Here is a 19,188-nt window from a genome sequence, read left to right as displayed (position 1 = left end):
AGGTTGCTCGGTCATCTGACTTCCGCGGCTCCTCCGCGGTTATTTAGGTCAAAAGTTGCAAGCCCACAGCCTTGTTTACAGCGAAATACCAAGTTAATTTTGAAACTACCACCGGACGTAGCATAAATAGTATTTTGTTAACAAAAATTTACTAGGTAACAGGGGGCGTATACTGAAAAATTGTGAGCACAGTAGATAGCAACGAAGACAATAATACTTGCAATAATGCAAACGTCCATAATTGCAATAGTTGCGATAATTGCAATGCTAATTACAGCAACAGTTGCAATAACAATCCGGAAATTCTTCCAACAGGACACGTAGTAGGAAAACCTTCTGGACGTTTTCATACTCATGCTATTCCGCTCGACATGGACGATGTTGAGCGCGATTGGGATAAGCCTGTTACCGAAGCCTGCATAGCTGCAAAATCAAGCATTATTATTCGCGTCGGCGCGCTCGGATTAGGAGCAGGAACCGGAAGCTACCGTGTTCGCGAACTTATGCACAGAATCGGCGAACCGATGGGCGTTCACGTTCGAGCAGACGTAAATCTCACGGATATTGAAGCAACTTGCACAGATAAGCATGAGCGCATTACTGAAGTTGTAGATCTTCCAACAACAGGTGTTAATACTGAACGAATTTGGCTTCTCGAGCATTTTGCTGACTGGTTTAACGTTAAACTTGGAAACGATTCACTCTACCACTCAAAAGCTACAGTTTCTAAAGAATTAGTTGATACTCTTCAAGAAAGCGACGTTGAGCGCGATATTGTACAAACAGCTAAACAGTCGGAAGAAAATGCTGCAAAAAAAGCAGAAAAACAAGCTTTACAAGAAGCAATCAAAAAAGAAAAGCCGCGAGGAATTTTCGCTCTACAGCCAGAAAACGCTTACGCTGAACATTTTTCGCATGTTCAAAAAATTACAGAAAACAGCAATAAGGAAGATGAAAATAATCATCCTCTTACTGTTCGCGAAGTGCACGACCGCCTCGATTTGATTAAAAATCGCAAGCCACTTTATAAACCTTGGTTTGCAGGTCTTGCTTCCGCAATAGCTTGCGCATCCTTTGCTTTCTTGCTTGGCGGCGGACTTTACGACATGATCGGTGCTTTTATTGGTGCAGGAATTGGCCATTATATTCGTCGCCGCATGTTCATGCATCATCTTAACCAATTTGTAGTCACATTCGTTGCGGTTGCAATCGGCGCACTTTCGTGCATAGGTTCTCTGCGACTTATTGGCTACTTCGACCCAAGTGCATTAAATCACACAACCGCATATATTGGCTCAGTATTATTTGTTATTCCAGGCTTCCCACTTATTACAGGCGGCCTAGATATTGCAAAAATAGATTTCCCTTCCGGAATTCAACGTCTGTGTTATACGCTTGCGATTATTTTGATGGGAACACTTGCAGGCTGGACTGTTGCAAGCATTGTGCAGCTTAATCCTCAAGGTTTCCCTCCTCTTGGATTAAACCCTTGGCTTAACGCAGTTCTTCGACTTATTACGGCCTTTGCCGGCGTGTGGGGCTTCTCTGTGCTGTTTAATTCTCCACAACGCATGTGCATAGTTGCAGGAGTTATTGGAGCTATTACGGATACTCTGCGCTTAACTATGACAGACTTCGGTATTGCTGCCGAAATTGCGGCGTTTAGCGGCGCACTTCTTGCAGGCTTACTTGCTTCTGCTTGGAGAGCTATTGTTCGCCACGGCTTTGCACCTCAATATTTGGGGTATCCGCGAATAAGTCTTACTGTTCCATCTATTGTGATTATGGTTCCGGGACTTTATATGTATCGCGCAATGTTTTATCTCGGCCAGTTCCACACGCTTCCAGCGTTAGATTGGACTTTCCGCGCTTTTATGGTAATTATTTGCTTGCCTATTGGTCTTGCTGTAGCTCGCGTTATTACAGATAAAAGCTGGCGTTACGACGTGTGATTTAGTGAATTTTAGTTCAGCTTTGCTGTTTTACATAATCACTCTGCGACCAGTAGAAACAGTTTGTTGCTGAATGTCCTGTCGTTTTTCACCAGCTGGCACTGCGCGATTATTACCCCAATCACGAATAGCTGCAACTTCTTCAGGATTGGACTTAGAAAATGGAACAACATTCTTAAACACGTCAATTATGTAGCCTTCGTCAGGAAGCATAACGGAATTATTTGCAAACATGTCGGAAGCAATATCGTGCACAACAGCATCAATATCCGAACCCGCAAAACCATCCGAAAGCTCCACCAACTCGTTAATCAGCGAAGGATCTGGGCATACTTTTGCATATTTCGTAAAGCAAAGGCGAAGAATTTCCGCACGCTCTTCCTCCGTCGGCAAATCAACGAAGAATATTTCGTCAAATCGACCCTTACGAAGTAACTCTGGTGGCAAAGACGAAACGTCGTTAGCCGTAGCAACAAGGAATACTTTGGATGTAGACTCTTGTAGCCAGAACAGGAACTGTCCGACTAGTCGCTTGGAGACTCCGCCGCCGCTGTCACTGTTTGAACCAGAAAGACCTTTTTCAATCTCGTCAATCCACAATACGCATGGCGCAACTCGATCTGCAGCAGCCAAGGCTTCGCGAAGATTGGACTCTGATTCTCCAACATACATGCCTAGCACAGAACTCATATCAAGCCTGTACAATGGCAACTCCCACTCATGTGCTATTGCTTTAGCAGAAAGTGATTTACCGCAGCCAGGAACACCACAAAGCAGTACACCTTTAGGCGGGTGTAGAGGAGAATTAGTCAAATCTGATTTAATAAGCGCTTCGCGTTTTTTAAGCCAAGACTTAAGGTTAGAAAGGCCACCAACTTGATAATCATCTTGCAACTTAATGCGCTCAATACCTGTCATATTGCCAAAAATACGATCCTTGAATTTAGATAATTCAGGAATGTCTTCGTTGGTAATAAACCCTTTAGCAATAAGCGTTGCAAGCACATTAACCGCTTCTGCTTCGGTAACGCCGAGCAAAATTTCTGCAGCTCTACGAATTTCATCATGCTGCCAGTCAATGCGCACGTTCATACGATTAGTCTCAATAGTTTCCGACAACACGTCGTACAATTCGTCAATATCTGGCAAATCTAACGAGGTCGTCATGCCAAGTCGCGACAATCCGCTCCAAACAGGCTTGTCAACAATCAAAATCATTGAGCCTTGGTGAGGTTCTGCAAGACGGACCATTTGCGCAAAATGACGTGCTGTTGTTGTGTCACTTTCTATTCCATCAAGATCGCTGAAAATATAATTCACATTCTGACGAGTCTTAAATGTTTGCTTTGCAGTATCTAAAGCACCAACCAACGAATAATCGTCAGACATTTGCTTTCTAGACAGCAATTCAACCAAACCTTCAGTTGCAGAAAACTCAAAGAATGGCAGCGAGCGCAACTCACTTGCAATATCGCTAAGTAACTCAGCCACGCGACTTGGTTCTACAGAATTAATAACAATTAGAGGAACACGAGCTTTCAAAAATTGCTCAACAATCTTCCTCGTTCCAGCATAATTTGGCATATAATCTACCTCTACTTACCAAACAATCGGCCGAAGAAACCTTTCGAACCGCCATTGTTTGCGTTATTATCTTCTTCTTCAGACAAATCTGGTTGTTGAGAATACTGCTCTGCTTGATTGATTACTTGCATAATAGCATCATTATTTTGATAATTTTCACTAAGCACTGCGGTAAGAGGAGAAGTTCTCACTATTTCCAACAGTTGATCGCTTGAATTTACCGCCCAAGAATCTGTACTTTTGCCAACATTTTTCTCCAGGTCTTTTTGGAGATTATTAATGTCATCAGTTGCGTTTTTCATGAGCTTAGAGCGTAAAACTTCTGGCAAGCTAGGATGGTTATCTAGAGCTATTCTTCGCGCCAACAATTTGCGAGAATGCAATATTGCGTTAGAAAGCTCATGCGTATCAGACGCATGCCGTATATCTCTGGATAACTCTGAATCCCAGCGCTCCATAACCTTATTTTCTGCTCTATTAATATGCTTCATCAAACGTTCAAATGTTGATGCAGGGAAATAGTCAACTGTAATCTCCGGCAATCCAGCTAACGAAGTATTTGGATCGTCACCGAAAGCACTTAACCTGTTTACCCAAACAGAATAAACATCCTCAGCCATTATCTACCTCTATTTCATCGAGTGATTAAGATTTCGCTAGGTGGCAACGGATCCCAATCAGGCAAGTTGCCAGCTATTTTTCGCTCGCGAGTTATCTGGTGCTTTGCAGTAGAGGCGGTTGCAGTAAGAAGATTCCTGCGTTCAACAAATGATGCGTCTTCTTCCTGTTTTGGCTTAGGAACAAATCGTGGACGCCTGCGAGCACCCGGACGCTGAACCATATTGTTCATTCCTTGCATACCACCCTGCACTCCCGGCATACCACCGTTCATAGGAGCAACCGGCATACCGTTATTTGCACCTGGAACGCCATTCATAGGAGCACCTGGCATAGCATTCATCCCCTGCATCTCGCCGTTCATAGGAGAGACAGCAGGATTAGTTGCTGCATTTGCCGCAGTATACGAAGACTGACCTTCTGTAGGCGTATTTTCTACATGCGTGCCTTCTGCAGGCATACCAGAAGCAGGCACACTTGCATCAGACGCGCTTTCTACAGGCTGAGTTGCTGCAGACTGATTCGCCGCATGCTTCGGCTCTGAAGTCTTAGTTTCTTCAGACTTATTCACATTTTGGCTTGCATCAGACTCACTTTCTACAGACTGAGTTGCAGCGGTCTGATTCTCCACACTCTTAGATCCTTCCGGCCTAGATTCTGCATGCTTCGGCTCTGAAGACTGACCCGCAACATCTCCTTGAACTGGAGCGTTATTCTGATTAGAAACATCAGTCTTTGCGTCAACAGGATTTTGAGAAGAAGTATCCTGTTGATTAGGAACACTCGTCTGATTAGGAGCACTATACGAAGAATACGAACCGTAATTAGAAGCGGAAGTATCCAATCCATAAGAAGACGACGAATTATTCGCACCATAATTAGTAGATTCGTACGAAGAACCATAAGAAGACCCGTAAGAGGAATCGTATGAAGAGCCGTAAGAGGAACCATACGAAGAACCATACGCAGAATTATCAGTATTGTATTGCGAATAACCAACCTGCGAATTATTGTATTGCTCTCCGTAATACTGCTGCGAAGAGCTGCCTTGACTATTCTGTGCATTGCCATATTGATCAGGAGTCGAATAACTATAAGACGAAGCATACGTGCCATTAGAGTAAGTCGACTGATTATAATACGACGACTGAGAAGGATACGTTGATTGAGAATAATAATTAGCGTTACCAGCTATAGGCTGCTCATTATTTGCAGCATATTCCTGATTATTGTTCACTTGCTGAGCACCGTTATTTTGCTGAGCATTATTACCTTGCTGAGCATTATTACCTTGCTGAGCGCTGTTATATTGCTGTCCACCTTGTTCTTGAGATGGTTGGCCATACTGGTAATTGTTGCCATTAGTGTTGTCCATCGTTATTTCCCTTCCTCTTGAGATTCATCTGATGAAGGTTTTGCAGTAGGCCAGGTTTCAATCAAATCCCTTAATCCTTCTTCATCTTTATTAAGTTCCTGATATTCGAATTGAATGTCAACGAAAGCGGCACGAGCAGCTGCTAAATGAAGCCTTGAAATTTCAAAAGCTTCCTCTTTACTCTTCAAAGCCTCCGCAACAGCTTCATCCGCCTTCTTCTTTTTATTATTAGCCCAAATAGCTATACCAGCTACACATGCAAAAGCAACGAAAAATGCAACAGGTACAAGGTGCAAGATGAAAAGAATAACGACGCCAATAATAGAAAATATAATAGGCTTAATAAGTTCATCATTATTGAACTGCAACTTTTTTATATATTCGTCAAAAGTTTCATCCCAGGCGTGATGAAGATTGTTAAAAGCAACGTTTTCATTTTCTCTAGTTTCACCTGAATAACCAACAAAATGATATTGTTCAGCTAATTTTGAATGTTTCTCGTTAAGAACAATTCGCACCGAATTAACCACTTTAGAACGATAATTCTTCGTATACTCATTCAAAGCTGTTAAGAAATCTTTTTGACCGGCACCAACGGAAACCTTCTGAGTTTGTACAGAAACACCCATCAAATCAGGAGAGATTGCAGTTCGAGTTTGCAAAGTAACAGCATCAACTGTTTCTTCCAAAGCGCGCTTGTACTGATCTGCCTTCTTTTCAGCTTTTTCCATATCGCCATCAGTTTCAACAATAGCCTCGTTATAAGCTACTTCTCGTCTTAACGGCAACTCTTCGTCATCGTATTCTGTAACCAACTGCTCAAGTAAGTCGTCGAGCATATCTGCAGATGCTTGAAGAGTAGTAGTGGTGTCATCTTTTATAGCTTTATACTTATCCCTCGTGTTGCCAAGAGTAGTTGCAGCCTCAAGCATATTCCTCAACTTACCGAAATCTGGACAGCAATCACGCAGTTCCTTATACTCGTTAGGAGCAAGCATCGAGCAATTGTTTTCGAGCTCATGCACCCATTCCTGAACCTGCGATTTTACAATATCGTCGTCCAAACGCAGTTCGTCATTCCATTTTTTGATTTGCGCAGAAAGCATTTGCGCACCATTTTTACCAAACGCACCCTGCGCTGCAGCTTCAAGAATTACTGCAAACTCACGAGTAAGCGCCTTAGAATCACAGCTTTGTAAATAGTGCCTAAGCCAACGCAACGCAGATTCGTTTCTTCCCATACGGCGCAAAACTAGCGCGAAGAACAACGACGTCTTTGCCGAGTTTCTATTAAATGCTTCTTCAACTGACTTTTCTACAATCTCTTTATCATTTCGACTCCAGGCAGCGATTGCAACAAGCGCAGGAGCAAGCCAATATCGAGGACTTTGAATCATCAATTCTTCTGAAACGTGAGAAACAACCGCGTCGCTTACGTTAGCAACATCAAATGCTTGCAAAACACCAATCGAAGTACGACGAACTTTATCGTAATGACCGTACTGTCGATCAAGCTCACTTTTAAGATTACCCAACTTAGTTTCTGCACGTTGAGCAATGGCGGCTCGCTTAGCTGCATCAACATATTCATAGAAGGCTTCGCTTAGCTTTTTTAACTCAGAATGTGTTTCATTAAGATCTTTACCAACTCGACTTACTTCTCCGCTAACAAGATTAACTTTGCTGTCAACTTGGTAAATAGACGAAGTTATATTATCCAAATACTTTTGTAGCGCACGAGGATCTACAGTTTCCTCCATGTCGTCTCCCTCTCTTAAAAGGCAATTCACTGCCGCAAAATAGCAACAATGCTATAAATTATATCAAGTTCTGCCTCATTCGATTAACTATTTTTTATGAAATTCATTATCTTTCCGTGCCGTCTTCAGCAACAGGAACCACTTCTCCATCCGAATAAATTTCAATATAAGCGTATTGCGGAGAAGCCGCTAAACTTCGAGCCGGCTGGAATAGCGGAGGCACAGTATCACTGTCTGTGTAATGCTCAACAATTCCACCATCAAGCGAAATGTAATGGTCAACGTAAGGGTAGCCAATGTAGCACTTTGCAAATAACGCAACAAGATGCCCAGCAAAACGCTGCTTGTACAATTCATTAATGTGATCAATGATCTGCTGCTTGTACGTTTCGTTAGTGGTGGTATCAAGACTGCGAACCGCTTCCAAAATTTGCTTCGAACGAACAGCATGTCTATTCTCAAGTTCCCATGCAGAAGTTTTTAGCTCGGTGTCAGCGTCTTTAAACTGATTATCTTTTTGTTGCGGAGTTTGCAAAGAAAATCTGTCCGCAAAATTTTGCGTTTGCATATTCTCGGTATTTACAATTCTTACTTGACGTGCCATATCGTCTCCTTATTTCTAAATTTCTAATTATTTAAAGTAGTATTGCCACGATTACTACAATTATGGCATCTGCGGCTACTCCTGCAATAATCATCATTTTTGAATTAGTATGAAGCCCATAAAATCTAATAAAGTTTTTTACCTTGAATAGACATGCGTTCCGCATTACGAGCAGCAGATTGCGTAGCATGTTCCAGCGCTTCAGCAAACGAATCTTCGTCACTAAATGCTTGCGGGAAGGTGGTTCCATTAATAGCTCTTAAAGGAGCTAATGCTCCTAATCCGGCGGAATTCGAGGATCAAAACCAAAATTCGAAGATGCTTTAGTGGCACGATTGAAGCAATACGAATAAGAGAATTAAAAAATCAGCTCTTGCGAAATATTTTTTATTCTCTTAACAATTTTACTCTGCATTCGGCTTTGTTAAACATATGAAATATTGAAAATATTTAGAATATTTAAATATTTTTGTTAGTACTTCATTCCCATTGCTTCGCGAACTTGAGAAAGCGTTTCTTCCGCAATGGCATTTGCACGCTTATTGCCATCATGCAAAATGTCTCGAACAACATCCATGTCTTTTGCAAGTTCTGCACGACGCTCACGGTGAGGTGCCAAGAAATTATTTACATTTTCAATTACGTAAGCTTTCAATGCACCAGCACCAGCATTACCAATTTCTGCAGCAATATCTTTAGGATCCCTGCCTGTAACTAAACCTGCGGTAGTAAGAAGTGCAGAAACTTGCGGACGAGTTACTGGATCAAAAGTAATCATCCTCTCAGAATCAGTTGGACTCTTCTTAATTAGTTTGGCAGTTTCTTCAGCAGTAGCTCCGAGCATAATTGAATTACCGTAAGATTTGCTCATCTTACGACCGTCCAAACCTGGAATTTCTGGAGCGTCAGACAAAATTGCTGCCGGCTCTGGGAAAACTGGATTCTTTTTTGCGTATCTTTCGTTAAAACGACGCGCAATCGTGCGAGTGATTTCAACGTGCGGCAAATTATCTTTACCAATCGGCACAACATTAGCTTTGCAGAACAAAATATCGCAAGCTTGATGCACTGGGTAAGTAAGCAGCAATCCGGTTAAAGCGTGTCCAGATGATTCCATTTCTGACTTTACAGTAGGATTCCTGTGCAATTCTGCTTCCGTAACTAAAGACAAGAATGGTAACATAAGCTGATTTGCTGCAGGCACAGCAGAGTGCGTAAATATCATTGTTTTTTCAGGATCAATTCCTGCAGCCATATAATCAAGCACTAAATTCAAAACATTATCTTCAATATGCTCGGTTGTGTCACGGTCAGTAATTACCTGATAATCAGCAATAATAATATTGGTTTTTACACCACGCTTCTGCATTGCGACACGCTCACGAATAGAACCAAAATAGTGGCCTAGGTGCAGGCGTCCTGTTGGACGGTCTCCTGTAAGCATGGTAAATGAAGAAGGATTACTTTCTAGTTTTTCAAGCGTTGCATCCGAACGTTTACGCGCTGCAAGAAAGCTTGCACTCATCTCATTTCCTGCGGCTGTTACCTGTGCTTCTTCCTGCATTTTTGGCTCCTTACATACACGCATTTTTACGCTTAAAATATGGCTTTCATGGTAAAAGTTTACACAGACAATATACTCGGTTGCGGTTAAGTGGTACGCTCTTGTGTGATGAACTGATTGTTACGGTAATTTTTTAAGAGGGGGTCAGATGGGCCGCGGACGACAGAAGGCAAAGCAACAGAAAATTGCCCGTAAGCTCAAATACCTGACGACCGATACGGATTATGACGAGCTTGCTAAGGAGCTTAACTCCAGCGAACCCGGACAAGGATCCTTCGATCCATTTGCGTCGAGCGAAACTTACGAGGAAAACTCGTATCTTCCAGATCAGGAAGCAACTGTTCAAGAAGATGATTCTAATGAGTCTTCCAACGATGATGATTTAGACGAATATGCAAAGTGGGCGGCAGAAGCTGCAGCTAAGGCTGTAAATAATGAAAATTCTTCTACAAATTCTGGCGCGCATACTCCTGTGCATCATCACATTCCTATGCCAGTGCCGAGTTTCATGCATAAGAACGATAAATAAATCTTAAAATTACTAATAATTAGGTTGCTAGTAATTATTTTTAGCTAAATATCCTGGGTCTAAAAAATGAAGGCCCAGGATATTTGTAAATAAGCATTATAAACAGATGTCATAAATTTATATCAAGTGGCAAAATATCGCTTAAATCATCACGCTCACCGATTGCACTTATGTGTCCGGCTTGTTTTTCTTGCTGCCAACTTGTAATACCACAAGAAATTCTTAACCAAACTTGCGGATCAAGCTCAATAACATCCGGCGGAGTAAGATTATGCGGATCAGAAGCTGGTCCTTCCAAAATTTTTACTGCACCAAAAGGCGCAACTCTTACCTCTACTGCACACCCAGGAACTCTGTTTTCAAGAAGATATAAAGAATATCTAACTGCTAAAGCTTCGTCAATTGGAGAAATATTTAAAATATCGCTAGTTATTTGAATAGCTTCTTCGCCATTATTAAACGCTTTATTAGCAGACTCACACCACGCTTTCCAAGCACATTGTCCTCTTTTTATATCTCGCTCAAGTATTACTACCATATTTTTATTATCTTCTAAACAACATACTTTCATAAATATATTTGTATTAAGAAGCCATATATTAATATTTAAAGGTGTTAGGTTGTGGTATTATTGGGAACATCGTGTGCATTAACATACCTTTTGTAGTTATCTACAACAGTTATCTACAACGTGGTACTGGTTTAACTGCCTAAACATAAAGTTTCAGGCTGCACACTTTTTAGGAAATATAACAAACGGCACAAGGAGTCAAATATGACTAAACACGTCGCGCCGAAAGCCAAAACTACTGCGACGGCATTTGCCAAAGAACTTCAAGAGCACCTCAAGTACACCCAGGGTGTAACGCCAGAGCAGGCCACCACGGCAGATGTGTATGTTGCCGCTGCTACCGCAGTTCGTCGCCACTTGATGGACTCTTGGATGCAGACACAGCATGACATGATTAACGGAAACACCAAGGCTGTTGGCTATTTGAGCGCAGAGTTCTTGATGGGTAAGCAGCTTGAGAATGCTTTGTTGAACGCTGGTCTTACCGACCAGTTCGAAAAAGCTGTTACGAAGCTTGGCTTCGATCCAAAGGCTGTTATCGACGCTGAGTATGAACCAGGTTTGGGTAACGGCGGTTTGGGTCGTCTCGCAGCCTGCTTCATTGATTCGCTCGCCTCTATTGGCGTTCCAGCATTCGGCTACGGCATCCAGTATCGTTACGGCATCTTCAAGCAGCGCTTTGATGAAGAAGGTAAGCAGATAGAAACACCTGATTACTGGCTTAGCAACGAAGAGCCATGGGGCCACATTGATTACGGTCGTGATCAGCGCGTCAACTTTGGCGGCGAAGTTGTTGAAGAAAACGGCAAGCGCGTGTGGAAGCCAGCTTGGTCTGTTCGTGCAGTACCAGTTGACTACATGGTTCCAGGTTACAATTCTGGTCGCGTAAACACTCTTCGTTTGTGGACTGCTAAGTCTTACGACGAGTTTGATTTGCTCACCTTCAACAAGTCTGAGTACTTGGATGCTGTAAAGCCACAGGTTGCAGCAGAAAACATTTCTAAGATTCTTTATCCAGAAGATTCCACTCCAGAAGGTAAGGCTTTGCGTCTTGAGCAGCAGTACTTCTTCGTAGCTGCTTCTATTCATGACGCTATCCGCGTGTTCTACCCAGGTCAGGATAAGCCGGATCTTACAACCTTCCCAAGCAAGATCAACTTCCAGTTGAACGATACTCACCCAGTTATTGGTATTCCAGAGCTTATGCGCGTTCTTATGGACGAGTACGGCTACGATTGGAACACCGCTTGGGGTATCACCACCAAGACCTTCAACTACACTTGCCACACCTTGCTTCCAGAAGCTTTGGAAGTTTGGCCAGCCAAGCTTATTGGCGAACTTTTGCCACGCCACCTTGAGATTATTAAGGGCATTAGCGAGCAGTTCCGCAACGAGCTTCGCGGTAAGGGCGTTGCTGAGGATCAGGTTGAGCGTATGCGCATCGCTACCGACGCTGACGAAAATGGCGAAGGTGCTGTAGTCCGCATGGCTTACTTGGCTACCTACGGCGGCTCTTACGTTAACGGCGTTGCTGAGCTTCACTCTGAGTTGTTGAAGGATGTCACTTTGAAGGACTTCTCCAGCGTTTACCCAGATAAGTTCAAGAACGTTACTAACGGTGTAACTCCTCGTCGCTTCGTGCGCTTGAGCAACCCACGTATGTCTGCTCTTATTACTGAGGGCTTGGGCACCGACGCATGGCAGGGTGATTTGGAGCTTCTTGAAGGTTTGAAGCCATTGGCTGACGACAAGGCATTCGTTAAGAAGTTTGCTGAAGTTAAGAAGCAGAACAAGCTTGCCTTCGTTGATTTCGCAAAGCAGAAGTATGGCTTCGAAATCAACCCAGACACTATGTTTAACACCATTGTTAAGCGTTTGCACGAGTACAAGCGCCAGTCCATGAAGATCCTCCAGGTTATCTCCACATACGCTGGAATTAAGAACGGCACAATCGACGTTGACAAGATGCTTCCACGCACCGTGTTCTTCGGCGCTAAGTCTGCTCCAGGCTATGCTATGGCAAAGCTCACCATTCAGCTCATTAACAATGTTGCTCGCGTGGTGAATAACGACCCAGCATGCAAGGGCAAGCTCGCTGTGTTCTTCCCACCAAACTACAACATCGAGTTGGCTATGAACTTGATTCCTGCCACCGATTTGGATGAGCAGATTTCTCAGGCTGGTAAGGAAGCTTCCGGTACTGGTAACATGAAGTTCGCTTTGAATGGTGCTTTGACTGTTGGTACTCTCGATGGTGCAAACGTTGAGATTCGCGAGCGCGTTGGCGCTGAGAACTTCTTCCTCTTCGGCATGACCGTTGACGAAGTTGATAAGCTCTACGCTGAAGGCTACGATCACGGCGGATCCCGTAAGTACTACGAGTCTGATCCTCGCTTGAAGACCGCTGTTGACATGGTTGCTGACGGCACATTCTCCAATGGCGACAAGAGCGTGTATGAGCCACTCGTCAACGATTGGCTTACCCACGATTACTTCATGGCAATGGCTGACTTCAGCTCTTACATGGATATTCAGGCTCAGATTGAGGAAACTTACCGCGACCCAATGAAGTGGGCTCGCATGGCAGTTTTGAACGTAGCCAACTCTGGTTACTTCTCTTCTGACCGCTCTATCGAAGATTACCTCGATCGCATTTGGCACACTGGTGCTCTTCCAGTTGCTGAGTGAGCGTAAAAATAGCGTCTTAATCGCTTAATAAGAAAAGGCGGAGGCTGTTAATCAGCTTCCGCCTTTTGTTTCTAGTAATTAAATCGAAATTAATCACAAGTAAGTAAATAAACAAGTAAATAAACAAACAATAAAGGCGGCTGCACATACACACAGTCGCCTTTATTTGAAGTATTTTAACGCAATACTGCTGTTTTATTCTTCAACAGCAGGAGCGTCTTTACCTTCTGTCTCTTCTTTTTCTAGCCCCAGGTCAATTGGTGAAGAGCTGTTCTCCCACGGCTCCTCCCAAGGGTCATAATCAGGATTGTGCTGCTTATAAACATACAATGCAGCAATTCCTGCGAGCAGTGCTCCGAAGAGCAGTGCAAAGAACTTCCAACCGCCAGAGGATCTGTTCTCCATGATGGCTCCTTTCGGGTTAAGCTGACCTGCTCGTCCAAGTCAACGATTTATATAGCGTTTTGTCGCTTACTCACTATCATAGTTGCTTTTCTTCAGAGTTGCATCTTTTTACACAATCTTATTGATTAAATTTGTGAAGTAAAGCCTATATCATAAAGATATGCATAATTTGGATATAAAAAATTTATGGAATAGAATACGTTTTCGCAGCAATACTGTTACTGCAATTCTCATATACGCTTGCATTGTTACTTGGCTAATAGAAATATTTTTATACTTCGTAACTAAAGAAACCTACATTACTTTTATAGAATATACTGCCTTCGTGCCAGTTACTGCGTTAAATACCCCATGGACTTGGTTCACATCAATGTTTGTTCATGCGCCAAACATCACTCATATTTTCTTCAACATGCTGTGCCTTTGGTCACTCGGCGCAGAACTTGAGCGTTATTTTGGCAGATGGAAATTCTTTGGACTTTATTTAATATCTGGTCTTGGAGGATGCATTGCAGATATTATTTGGTGCAGAATAATTAATAATTGGCAGTCCGCCTCTTATGGTGCTTCAGGCGCAATTATGGGTCTTATTGGCGCACTTTTAGTAGCTCAGTGGCGACTTGGTGAAAACATGCGAGGAACAATTATTTGGATTGCGATTACTCTCGCTATGCCAATTATTATTCCAAATATAGCTTGGCAGGCGCATGTTGGAGGTTTAATTATTGGCACAGCACTTGCAGCATTGCTAGGAGTACAAAATCCTCTGCTTAGAAAAGCTTCGTTTAATACGCGTTTCTTAACGTATTTTATTTCTATTTTTATTATTCTTGTTGCGTGCGCAGTATTCTGCTTACAAGGATTAGCTTAGTTAAATTACACGCATGTAGTTTTCCACCATTGTGTACAGAACTGTGGATAACTTGGGTATAAGTTGGGCATAAGATGCTAACAACTACTCAAGTTATCCACATAATTATTCACAAATGCTAATAACTCGCCATTTTTGCGCTTGTGCAAAAGTGTATAAAAGTTATCCACAATTACGACTCTATGTTAATTAACTTTCGAAAAGCGCAGAAACGTAATTAGAAAAACAATCTACTCTACTGTTTTTCTGGCAGTTTACTCCAATTAAAAGGCTGTTCAACCAAGTAGTATGCGTTATCGTCATCAGGCGCAGGCGCAAACTTCACAGGCTTAGTTTTATATGATGGAATAAATGGATTTAGGAAAGAATCTATAGTTTTAGCAGGCTTAATAGGTTCTTCGGTTTTCTTATACAACTTAGGATCTCTACGCAGAATAAACGGTCTGTCCATATTTGGCTTATTTTTTCCTACTCCTTGGAAGTATCCGTCTTTTTCTAATTTGATTAAATCAGCTCCTACAGGAACAAGAAGATAAAAATCAGCCATTCTAAAACTTAAACCGTGATTGATACCAGGATCTTTATTAAGAGTATCAAGATAGTCATAACCGTAATCACCAGTTTTATAAAGCTTACCGTTCACACATTTATCACCGGTAATATCGTCAAATTCAGAATTACCACAGAATGTTTCAAAACCTCCACGATACAGTTCTACAACTCCTGTATCTCCATAAATAAGATGATTCCTCATATAATTTTCTTCGCGAGGAGGGTAATTAACACTGCACCCAACAACATTCTGATTAGCATGACACATATGCAATTCATTGTTTAAATTCAGACCTGTATAAGTGCTCACATTATCAGCCTTTCGCATGTTAATATAATCTTTTTCATGCGACCCATGTAAATTCAAAATCTTATAATCAGGATCTTGTGGATTAAACGGCTCTAAACGAAAATCGAGACAATCTCCAGAATTTGTGCACCATAAACCAACAAAACTATCTAGTTTCATAGCGTCCATCAAAATATGGTTGTCGTAAGTATCTGAAGATTCAGTAAACAAAGATTGTCCTGCGCCAACACCGTAATAAAGAGTAATGGAATCACTAGTAGTTTCAGTTCCCAACGCAGGATCCGAATCAACTATTTTATACATATTATTACGAGAAGAAAGTCGTTCTTTCGTTTTAACATCTTTGAATCCTCGACTCTTCAATAAATCCTCAGCCTTGGCAAAATCCATGCCGTACAAATCAGCTGGAACACCTTTGCCTTCAGTACCAACTAAAACATGAATAGTACGATCAGCAGATTCATTAATTGAACTTCCAGGCTGAGGCGTAGTTCCAATTACCGTACCCGGATTGATAGCAGTTGCAGTATGCACTTTTACTGGCACGTTCATCTTTTTTAATTCGCGCACAGCATCTTCCGGCTTCAATTTAGTAATATCATCCGGAACTCCAGGCCCCAACGATTCATACACTGTTATTCTCGAAGAAGGTGATATTTTTTCGCCTTTTTTAATTCCTTTAATAGAAAGAACTTCACCTTTATTTTTTGCGGAGAATTTTTTAACTACTTTTACAGCAGCTCCCGATGACGATATTTTTTCAATGATTTGTTGAGCATTTCCTCCACTCAAAGAAGAAATAACATTTTTCTGCGAATACGAATAATAGAAAATTCCAACAGCAACAAGAGCTACGATAACAAAACTAGAAATGCTACAAGCAATTACTTTTTTATTAGGTTTTTTAAAATTATTAGGTTGAACAAATTGATTTTCTAATTTGTCTTCTTCAACAGGAGTTCCACAGCTATTGCAAAACCTACTATTTTCAGAAAGTTGACTACCGCATTCGATACAAAATCGCATTGTTCCTTCTTCAACTGTTTAACCATTTAGCGCAAATTGAGTAAAAATCTTCGCAGCTACGCTATTTCTCTAAAATTTATTTTAATTATTATTAATCTGAAGAACAAGCGCTTATTCGCTTAAAACTTTACGTTTAGCGTGCAAACACATCCATATGTTACGTAAGAATAAGATTATGCTTTCTGAGTTACATGCACCTTGTGAAATTCCTTGCGCAACACCTCAAACACTTGCGTTTATTAAAGAAAATGCGAAATCAAATCCAAATAATGCAGCTCTTAAAGCACCACGTAACGCGGGAATTGATGTTACTTTTGCAGTAAATCAAATAGCAGGCAAACAAATAGCACAACAAAAACTGCCAAAATGGGCATCCTGCGAGGAGATTATATATCCGGCACATATATCTATGGAACAATGCTCTTCGCAAGCCACAGCGCAATATAAGGCTAATATTGCACAAAAATTACTTAGTGAGATGAATGAAGAAAACACTTCGAACACTCTTGTTGATCTTACAGGTGGATTTGGTGTTGATTGCGCAATAATGGCTGAAGTTTTTGATTCTGCAATATGCATTGAGCAGCAAAGTGATCTTTCCGCTATTTCACAACACAATATGCGAGCGCTCGGTCTTTCTAAAGTTACGTGTTACAACAATAATAGTCTTGAGGCACTTGATCAGATTTCTAGCGCAACAATGATATACATTGACCCTGCACGTAGGAATAATCAAGGTTCTAAAACTTACGCTATTGAAGACTGCACGCCAAACGTGCTATCTATTAAAGACCAACTTCTTAAAAAAGCACAAATTGTTATTATTAAACTTTCTCCAATGCTTGACTGGCATAAAACTGTAAACGATTTTGGCGGTAATGTTGCGCAAGTGCACATTGTTGCTCATCATAATGAATGCAAAGAGCTACTAATAGTACTAAGCAAATCTCAGCACACAAAACTGCCAATATATTGCGTAAACGACAATCAGTTAACTGTTATAGAAGCAGTTTACGATACTTCAAAAAATCAGGTTTCAATACTTTCTGGATTAGATGGTAAAAGTAAGGAAAACAAAACTTTAGACGTACAAAAATGGCGAGAATGGGCTCGGTACGTTTATGAGCCAAATGCTGCAATTATGAAAGCGGGATGTTTAAAGTTTTTAGAAGAAAAGTATGGCATTAAACAAATAGAACCAAATAGCCATATTGGTGTTGCAGAAAAATATTATGCTAATTTCCCGGGAAAAATATGGAAAATTGAGAATATTTGCAGCCTTAACAAGAAGGAAATAAAGAAAGCGTTTGCAGATATTACACATGCGAATATTGTTACTAGAAACTTTCCAATGTCTGCAGAAACTTTGAAAAAGCGCCTTAAAATTCAAGACGGCGGAAATATTAGGCTTATTGCAACAACTGACAGCAATAAAAATCACGTAATTATTCGCGCAATTGCAGAATAAAAATAATTAAAGTAGCCACACAAAACGCGCAGCTACTTTAATAGAATCGTTTTCAAAATAGTCGTAATTGTATTAACGCCACCACATGGTCATTAAGAAACCAACTACAACAAATCCGAAGGCAATAAGTAGATTCCATGCTCCAATTCCTGGGATTGGTAGCATAGGATTCAAGTAATACACAACAGCCCACACTAAGCCAATAACCATCAACGTGCAGAACAGTGGAACGAACCATGCTGCATTAGCCTTCGTACCTTTAATACTTTCTTCAACGCGACGCCTATTTTCTGCTTGACGCTGCATCATCTTCTGAATTTGTGGAGAAAGCGATGCTTTATCTGCAGTAGCATTCAACACTGCTTCGACTTCATCCATAGGAACGCCATAAGTATTCTCATTTGACGTATCGCTCTTCTTTGCAGCGTCGTCAGCTGCAGTCGTGTGCAATTTCTCATCAGCCATAACTGTAACTCTCCAATCAATCGGCTACACGCTATAATAGTGGTTACACTCGAACGTAGGAAGAATGAGAGCAAATTATGGTAAAAAGAACAGGAAAACATAGAGCTCAACGCTCGTTGTTAAGTAGTGTTGCTGTTGCCGTTGCCATCTTTCTTACAGGATATTTATTTGTTACTAACCTACGAGTCAACCGCACTGCTTTCGTCACTTCCAACACGAGTCAAATGGTTGAAAGAAACTCGCAGCGAACAAAATCTTTGCGAGAAGATATTAAAGATTTAGATTCCAGAATTAGTTTGCTTAACAAAACTCTCGTAAGCAGTAATGAGAATAAAGATTCTTCAGATACCGGTAGTAGCACTGTTCTTCCTAAGCTTGAAGGACCTGGAATAGTAGTAACTCTCAACGACTCTTCACTGTGGAAGGGCGCAGTAAACGGTTCTGGAACTTCTGTAAATATTAACGATTATGTTATTCACCAGCAAGATATTGAATCCGTTGTAAACGCGCTTTGGCAAGGTGGAGCAGAAGCTATGACCATACAAGATCAGCGCGTTTTGTTCAATTCTGCAGTAATTTGCATTGGAAACGTGCTTATGCTTCAAGGTCATCAGTACTCGCCACCGTATAAAATATCTGCTATTGGCCCAGTAGACGATATGGTTGATGCGCTTAATAATTCACCAGCCATACGCACCTACAAGGAATACGTAAGTTCATTTGGATTAGGATGGAAAGTAGAGAAGAAGGAGAATTTGAAATTCCCAGAAGCATCTGCTTTGTTACAACCATTAAGGTACGCATCCGTGCTTAAAGAACTAAATAAATGATTTGTGTCGCAAGACC

The 19,188-nt window shown here is 41.4% G+C and carries 16 protein-coding genes; 6 read left to right on the top strand and 10 right to left on the bottom strand.

Annotated features, from left to right (window positions below):
- Positions 1 to 182 precede the first annotated feature (182 nt).
- A complete protein-coding gene (locus HXT52_RS00165) occupies positions 183 to 1,952 on the top strand; it encodes a threonine/serine ThrE exporter family protein (protein WP_421775908.1) in 1,770 nt (589 codons plus the stop codon).
- A 30-nt stretch (positions 1,953 to 1,982) separates the two neighbouring features.
- Here the strand turns inward: HXT52_RS00165 and HXT52_RS00160 are convergent, their stop codons facing one another.
- The 6 genes from HXT52_RS00160 to trpS all read right to left on the bottom strand — a co-directional run bounded on the left by HXT52_RS00160 (position 1,983) and on the right by trpS (position 9,457).
- Positions 1,983 to 3,536 carry an AAA family ATPase gene (locus tag HXT52_RS00160; protein WP_410314765.1) on the bottom strand — a complete coding sequence of 518 codons (1,554 nt, stop codon included), beginning with the start codon at positions 3,534 to 3,536 and terminating at the stop codon, positions 1,983 to 1,985.
- Between the two features lie 11 nt (positions 3,537 to 3,547).
- Entirely contained in the window at positions 3,548 to 4,156 is a 609-nt protein-coding gene (locus HXT52_RS00155) for a hypothetical protein (protein ID WP_410314766.1), read from the bottom strand.
- A 14-nt stretch (positions 4,157 to 4,170) separates the two neighbouring features.
- A complete protein-coding gene (locus HXT52_RS00150; RefSeq protein WP_421775907.1) occupies positions 4,171 to 5,529 on the bottom strand; it encodes a hypothetical protein in 1,359 nt (452 codons plus the stop codon).
- A gap of 2 nt (positions 5,530 to 5,531) precedes the next feature.
- Positions 5,532 to 7,289: a hypothetical protein gene (locus tag HXT52_RS00145; RefSeq protein ID WP_421775906.1), complete on the bottom strand. Its 1,758-nt coding sequence runs from the start codon at positions 7,287 to 7,289 to the stop codon at positions 5,532 to 5,534.
- A 106-nt stretch (positions 7,290 to 7,395) separates the two neighbouring features.
- Entirely contained in the window at positions 7,396 to 7,893 is a 498-nt protein-coding gene (locus tag HXT52_RS00140) for a hypothetical protein (RefSeq protein WP_375169207.1), read from the bottom strand.
- 472 nt (positions 7,894 to 8,365) lie between these two features.
- The gene (gene trpS, locus HXT52_RS00135; RefSeq protein ID WP_421775905.1) at positions 8,366 to 9,457 is read right to left on the bottom strand and encodes a tryptophan--tRNA ligase; all 1,092 of its coding nucleotides are present in this window, start codon (positions 9,455 to 9,457) and stop codon (positions 8,366 to 8,368) included.
- Positions 9,458 to 9,605: 148 nt separating this feature from the next.
- Between trpS and HXT52_RS00130 the strand changes: the two genes are divergently transcribed.
- Positions 9,606 to 9,986, top strand: a complete 381-nt coding sequence (locus tag HXT52_RS00130; RefSeq protein ID WP_004136650.1) for a DUF3073 domain-containing protein — start codon at positions 9,606 to 9,608, stop codon at positions 9,984 to 9,986.
- 109 nt (positions 9,987 to 10,095) lie between these two features.
- On the opposite strand, the gene HXT52_RS00125 is transcribed toward HXT52_RS00130, so the two are convergent.
- Positions 10,096 to 10,524, bottom strand: a complete 429-nt coding sequence (locus HXT52_RS00125; protein ID WP_116794505.1) for a sterol carrier family protein — start codon at positions 10,522 to 10,524, stop codon at positions 10,096 to 10,098.
- A gap of 237 nt (positions 10,525 to 10,761) precedes the next feature.
- On the opposite strand from HXT52_RS00125, the gene HXT52_RS00120 reads away from it, so the two are divergent.
- Positions 10,762 to 13,245 (top strand): glycogen/starch/alpha-glucan phosphorylase, encoded by a 2,484-nt coding sequence (locus HXT52_RS00120; RefSeq protein ID WP_004136644.1) that lies wholly within the window; start codon positions 10,762 to 10,764, stop codon positions 13,243 to 13,245.
- A gap of 195 nt (positions 13,246 to 13,440) precedes the next feature.
- Here HXT52_RS00120 and HXT52_RS00115 read toward each other — a convergent pair whose 3' ends face one another.
- Complete coding sequence (locus HXT52_RS00115; protein WP_004126589.1) at positions 13,441 to 13,650, bottom strand: hypothetical protein; 210 nt, start codon at positions 13,648 to 13,650, stop codon at positions 13,441 to 13,443.
- A 160-nt stretch (positions 13,651 to 13,810) separates the two neighbouring features.
- Between HXT52_RS00115 and HXT52_RS00110 the strand changes: the two genes are divergently transcribed.
- A complete protein-coding gene (locus HXT52_RS00110) occupies positions 13,811 to 14,521 on the top strand; it encodes a rhomboid family intramembrane serine protease (RefSeq protein ID WP_004136640.1) in 711 nt (236 codons plus the stop codon).
- A 235-nt stretch (positions 14,522 to 14,756) separates the two neighbouring features.
- Here HXT52_RS00110 and HXT52_RS00105 read toward each other — a convergent pair whose 3' ends face one another.
- Positions 14,757 to 16,409: a PASTA domain-containing protein gene (locus HXT52_RS00105; protein WP_421775904.1), complete on the bottom strand. Its 1,653-nt coding sequence runs from the start codon at positions 16,407 to 16,409 to the stop codon at positions 14,757 to 14,759.
- 154 nt (positions 16,410 to 16,563) lie between these two features.
- Between HXT52_RS00105 and HXT52_RS00100 the strand changes: the two genes are divergently transcribed.
- The gene (locus HXT52_RS00100; protein ID WP_421775903.1) at positions 16,564 to 17,877 is read left to right on the top strand and encodes a THUMP-like domain-containing protein; all 1,314 of its coding nucleotides are present in this window, start codon (positions 16,564 to 16,566) and stop codon (positions 17,875 to 17,877) included.
- A 72-nt stretch (positions 17,878 to 17,949) separates the two neighbouring features.
- Here the strand turns inward: HXT52_RS00100 and crgA are convergent, their stop codons facing one another.
- On the bottom strand, positions 17,950 to 18,342 hold the full coding sequence (gene crgA / locus HXT52_RS00095) for a cell division protein CrgA (protein WP_004136636.1): 393 nt from the start codon (positions 18,340 to 18,342) through the stop codon (positions 17,950 to 17,952).
- Between the two features lie 77 nt (positions 18,343 to 18,419).
- Here crgA and HXT52_RS00090 point away from each other — a divergent pair, with 77 nt between their 5' ends.
- Complete coding sequence (locus HXT52_RS00090) at positions 18,420 to 19,172, top strand: DUF881 domain-containing protein (protein ID WP_004136635.1); 753 nt, start codon at positions 18,420 to 18,422, stop codon at positions 19,170 to 19,172.
- The last annotated feature ends 16 nt before the right edge of the window (positions 19,173 to 19,188 follow it).

Source organism: Gardnerella sp. KA00288 (genome assembly GCF_049244085.1).
GTDB classification, from domain to species: domain Bacteria; phylum Actinomycetota; class Actinomycetes; order Actinomycetales; family Bifidobacteriaceae; genus Bifidobacterium; species Bifidobacterium greenwoodii.
Note: the sequence above shows the minus strand (reverse complement) of the source record. Positions and strands in the feature narration are given on the sequence as shown.

Excerpts from the sequence above, each read along its gene's own strand:
- HXT52_RS00160 (WP_410314765.1), bottom strand. The coding sequence starts at position 3,536 with ATGCCAAATTATGCTGGAACGAGGAAGATTGTTGAGCAATTTTTGAAA.
- HXT52_RS00155 (WP_410314766.1), bottom strand. The coding sequence starts at position 4,156 with ATGGCTGAGGATGTTTATTCTGTTTGGGTAAACAGGTTAAGTGCTTTC.
- HXT52_RS00150 (WP_421775907.1), bottom strand. The coding sequence starts at position 5,529 with ATGGACAACACTAATGGCAACAATTACCAGTATGGCCAACCATCTCAA.
- HXT52_RS00145 (WP_421775906.1), bottom strand. The coding sequence starts at position 7,289 with ATGGAGGAAACTGTAGATCCTCGTGCGCTACAAAAGTATTTGGATAAT.
- HXT52_RS00140 (WP_375169207.1), bottom strand. The coding sequence starts at position 7,893 with ATGGCACGTCAAGTAAGAATTGTAAATACCGAGAATATGCAAACGCAA.
- trpS (WP_421775905.1), bottom strand. The coding sequence starts at position 9,457 with ATGCAGGAAGAAGCACAGGTAACAGCCGCAGGAAATGAGATGAGTGCA.
- HXT52_RS00130 (WP_004136650.1), top strand. The coding sequence starts at position 9,606 with ATGGGCCGCGGACGACAGAAGGCAAAGCAACAGAAAATTGCCCGTAAG.
- HXT52_RS00125 (WP_116794505.1), bottom strand. The coding sequence starts at position 10,524 with ATGGTAGTAATACTTGAGCGAGATATAAAAAGAGGACAATGTGCTTGG.
- HXT52_RS00120 (WP_004136644.1), top strand. The coding sequence starts at position 10,762 with ATGACTAAACACGTCGCGCCGAAAGCCAAAACTACTGCGACGGCATTT.
- HXT52_RS00115 (WP_004126589.1), bottom strand. The coding sequence starts at position 13,650 with ATGGAGAACAGATCCTCTGGCGGTTGGAAGTTCTTTGCACTGCTCTTC.
- HXT52_RS00110 (WP_004136640.1), top strand. The coding sequence starts at position 13,811 with ATGCATAATTTGGATATAAAAAATTTATGGAATAGAATACGTTTTCGC.
- HXT52_RS00105 (WP_421775904.1), bottom strand. The coding sequence starts at position 16,409 with ATGCGATTTTGTATCGAATGCGGTAGTCAACTTTCTGAAAATAGTAGG.
- HXT52_RS00100 (WP_421775903.1), top strand. The coding sequence starts at position 16,564 with ATGTTACGTAAGAATAAGATTATGCTTTCTGAGTTACATGCACCTTGT.
- crgA (WP_004136636.1), bottom strand. The coding sequence starts at position 18,342 with ATGGCTGATGAGAAATTGCACACGACTGCAGCTGACGACGCTGCAAAG.
- HXT52_RS00090 (WP_004136635.1), top strand. The coding sequence starts at position 18,420 with ATGGTAAAAAGAACAGGAAAACATAGAGCTCAACGCTCGTTGTTAAGT.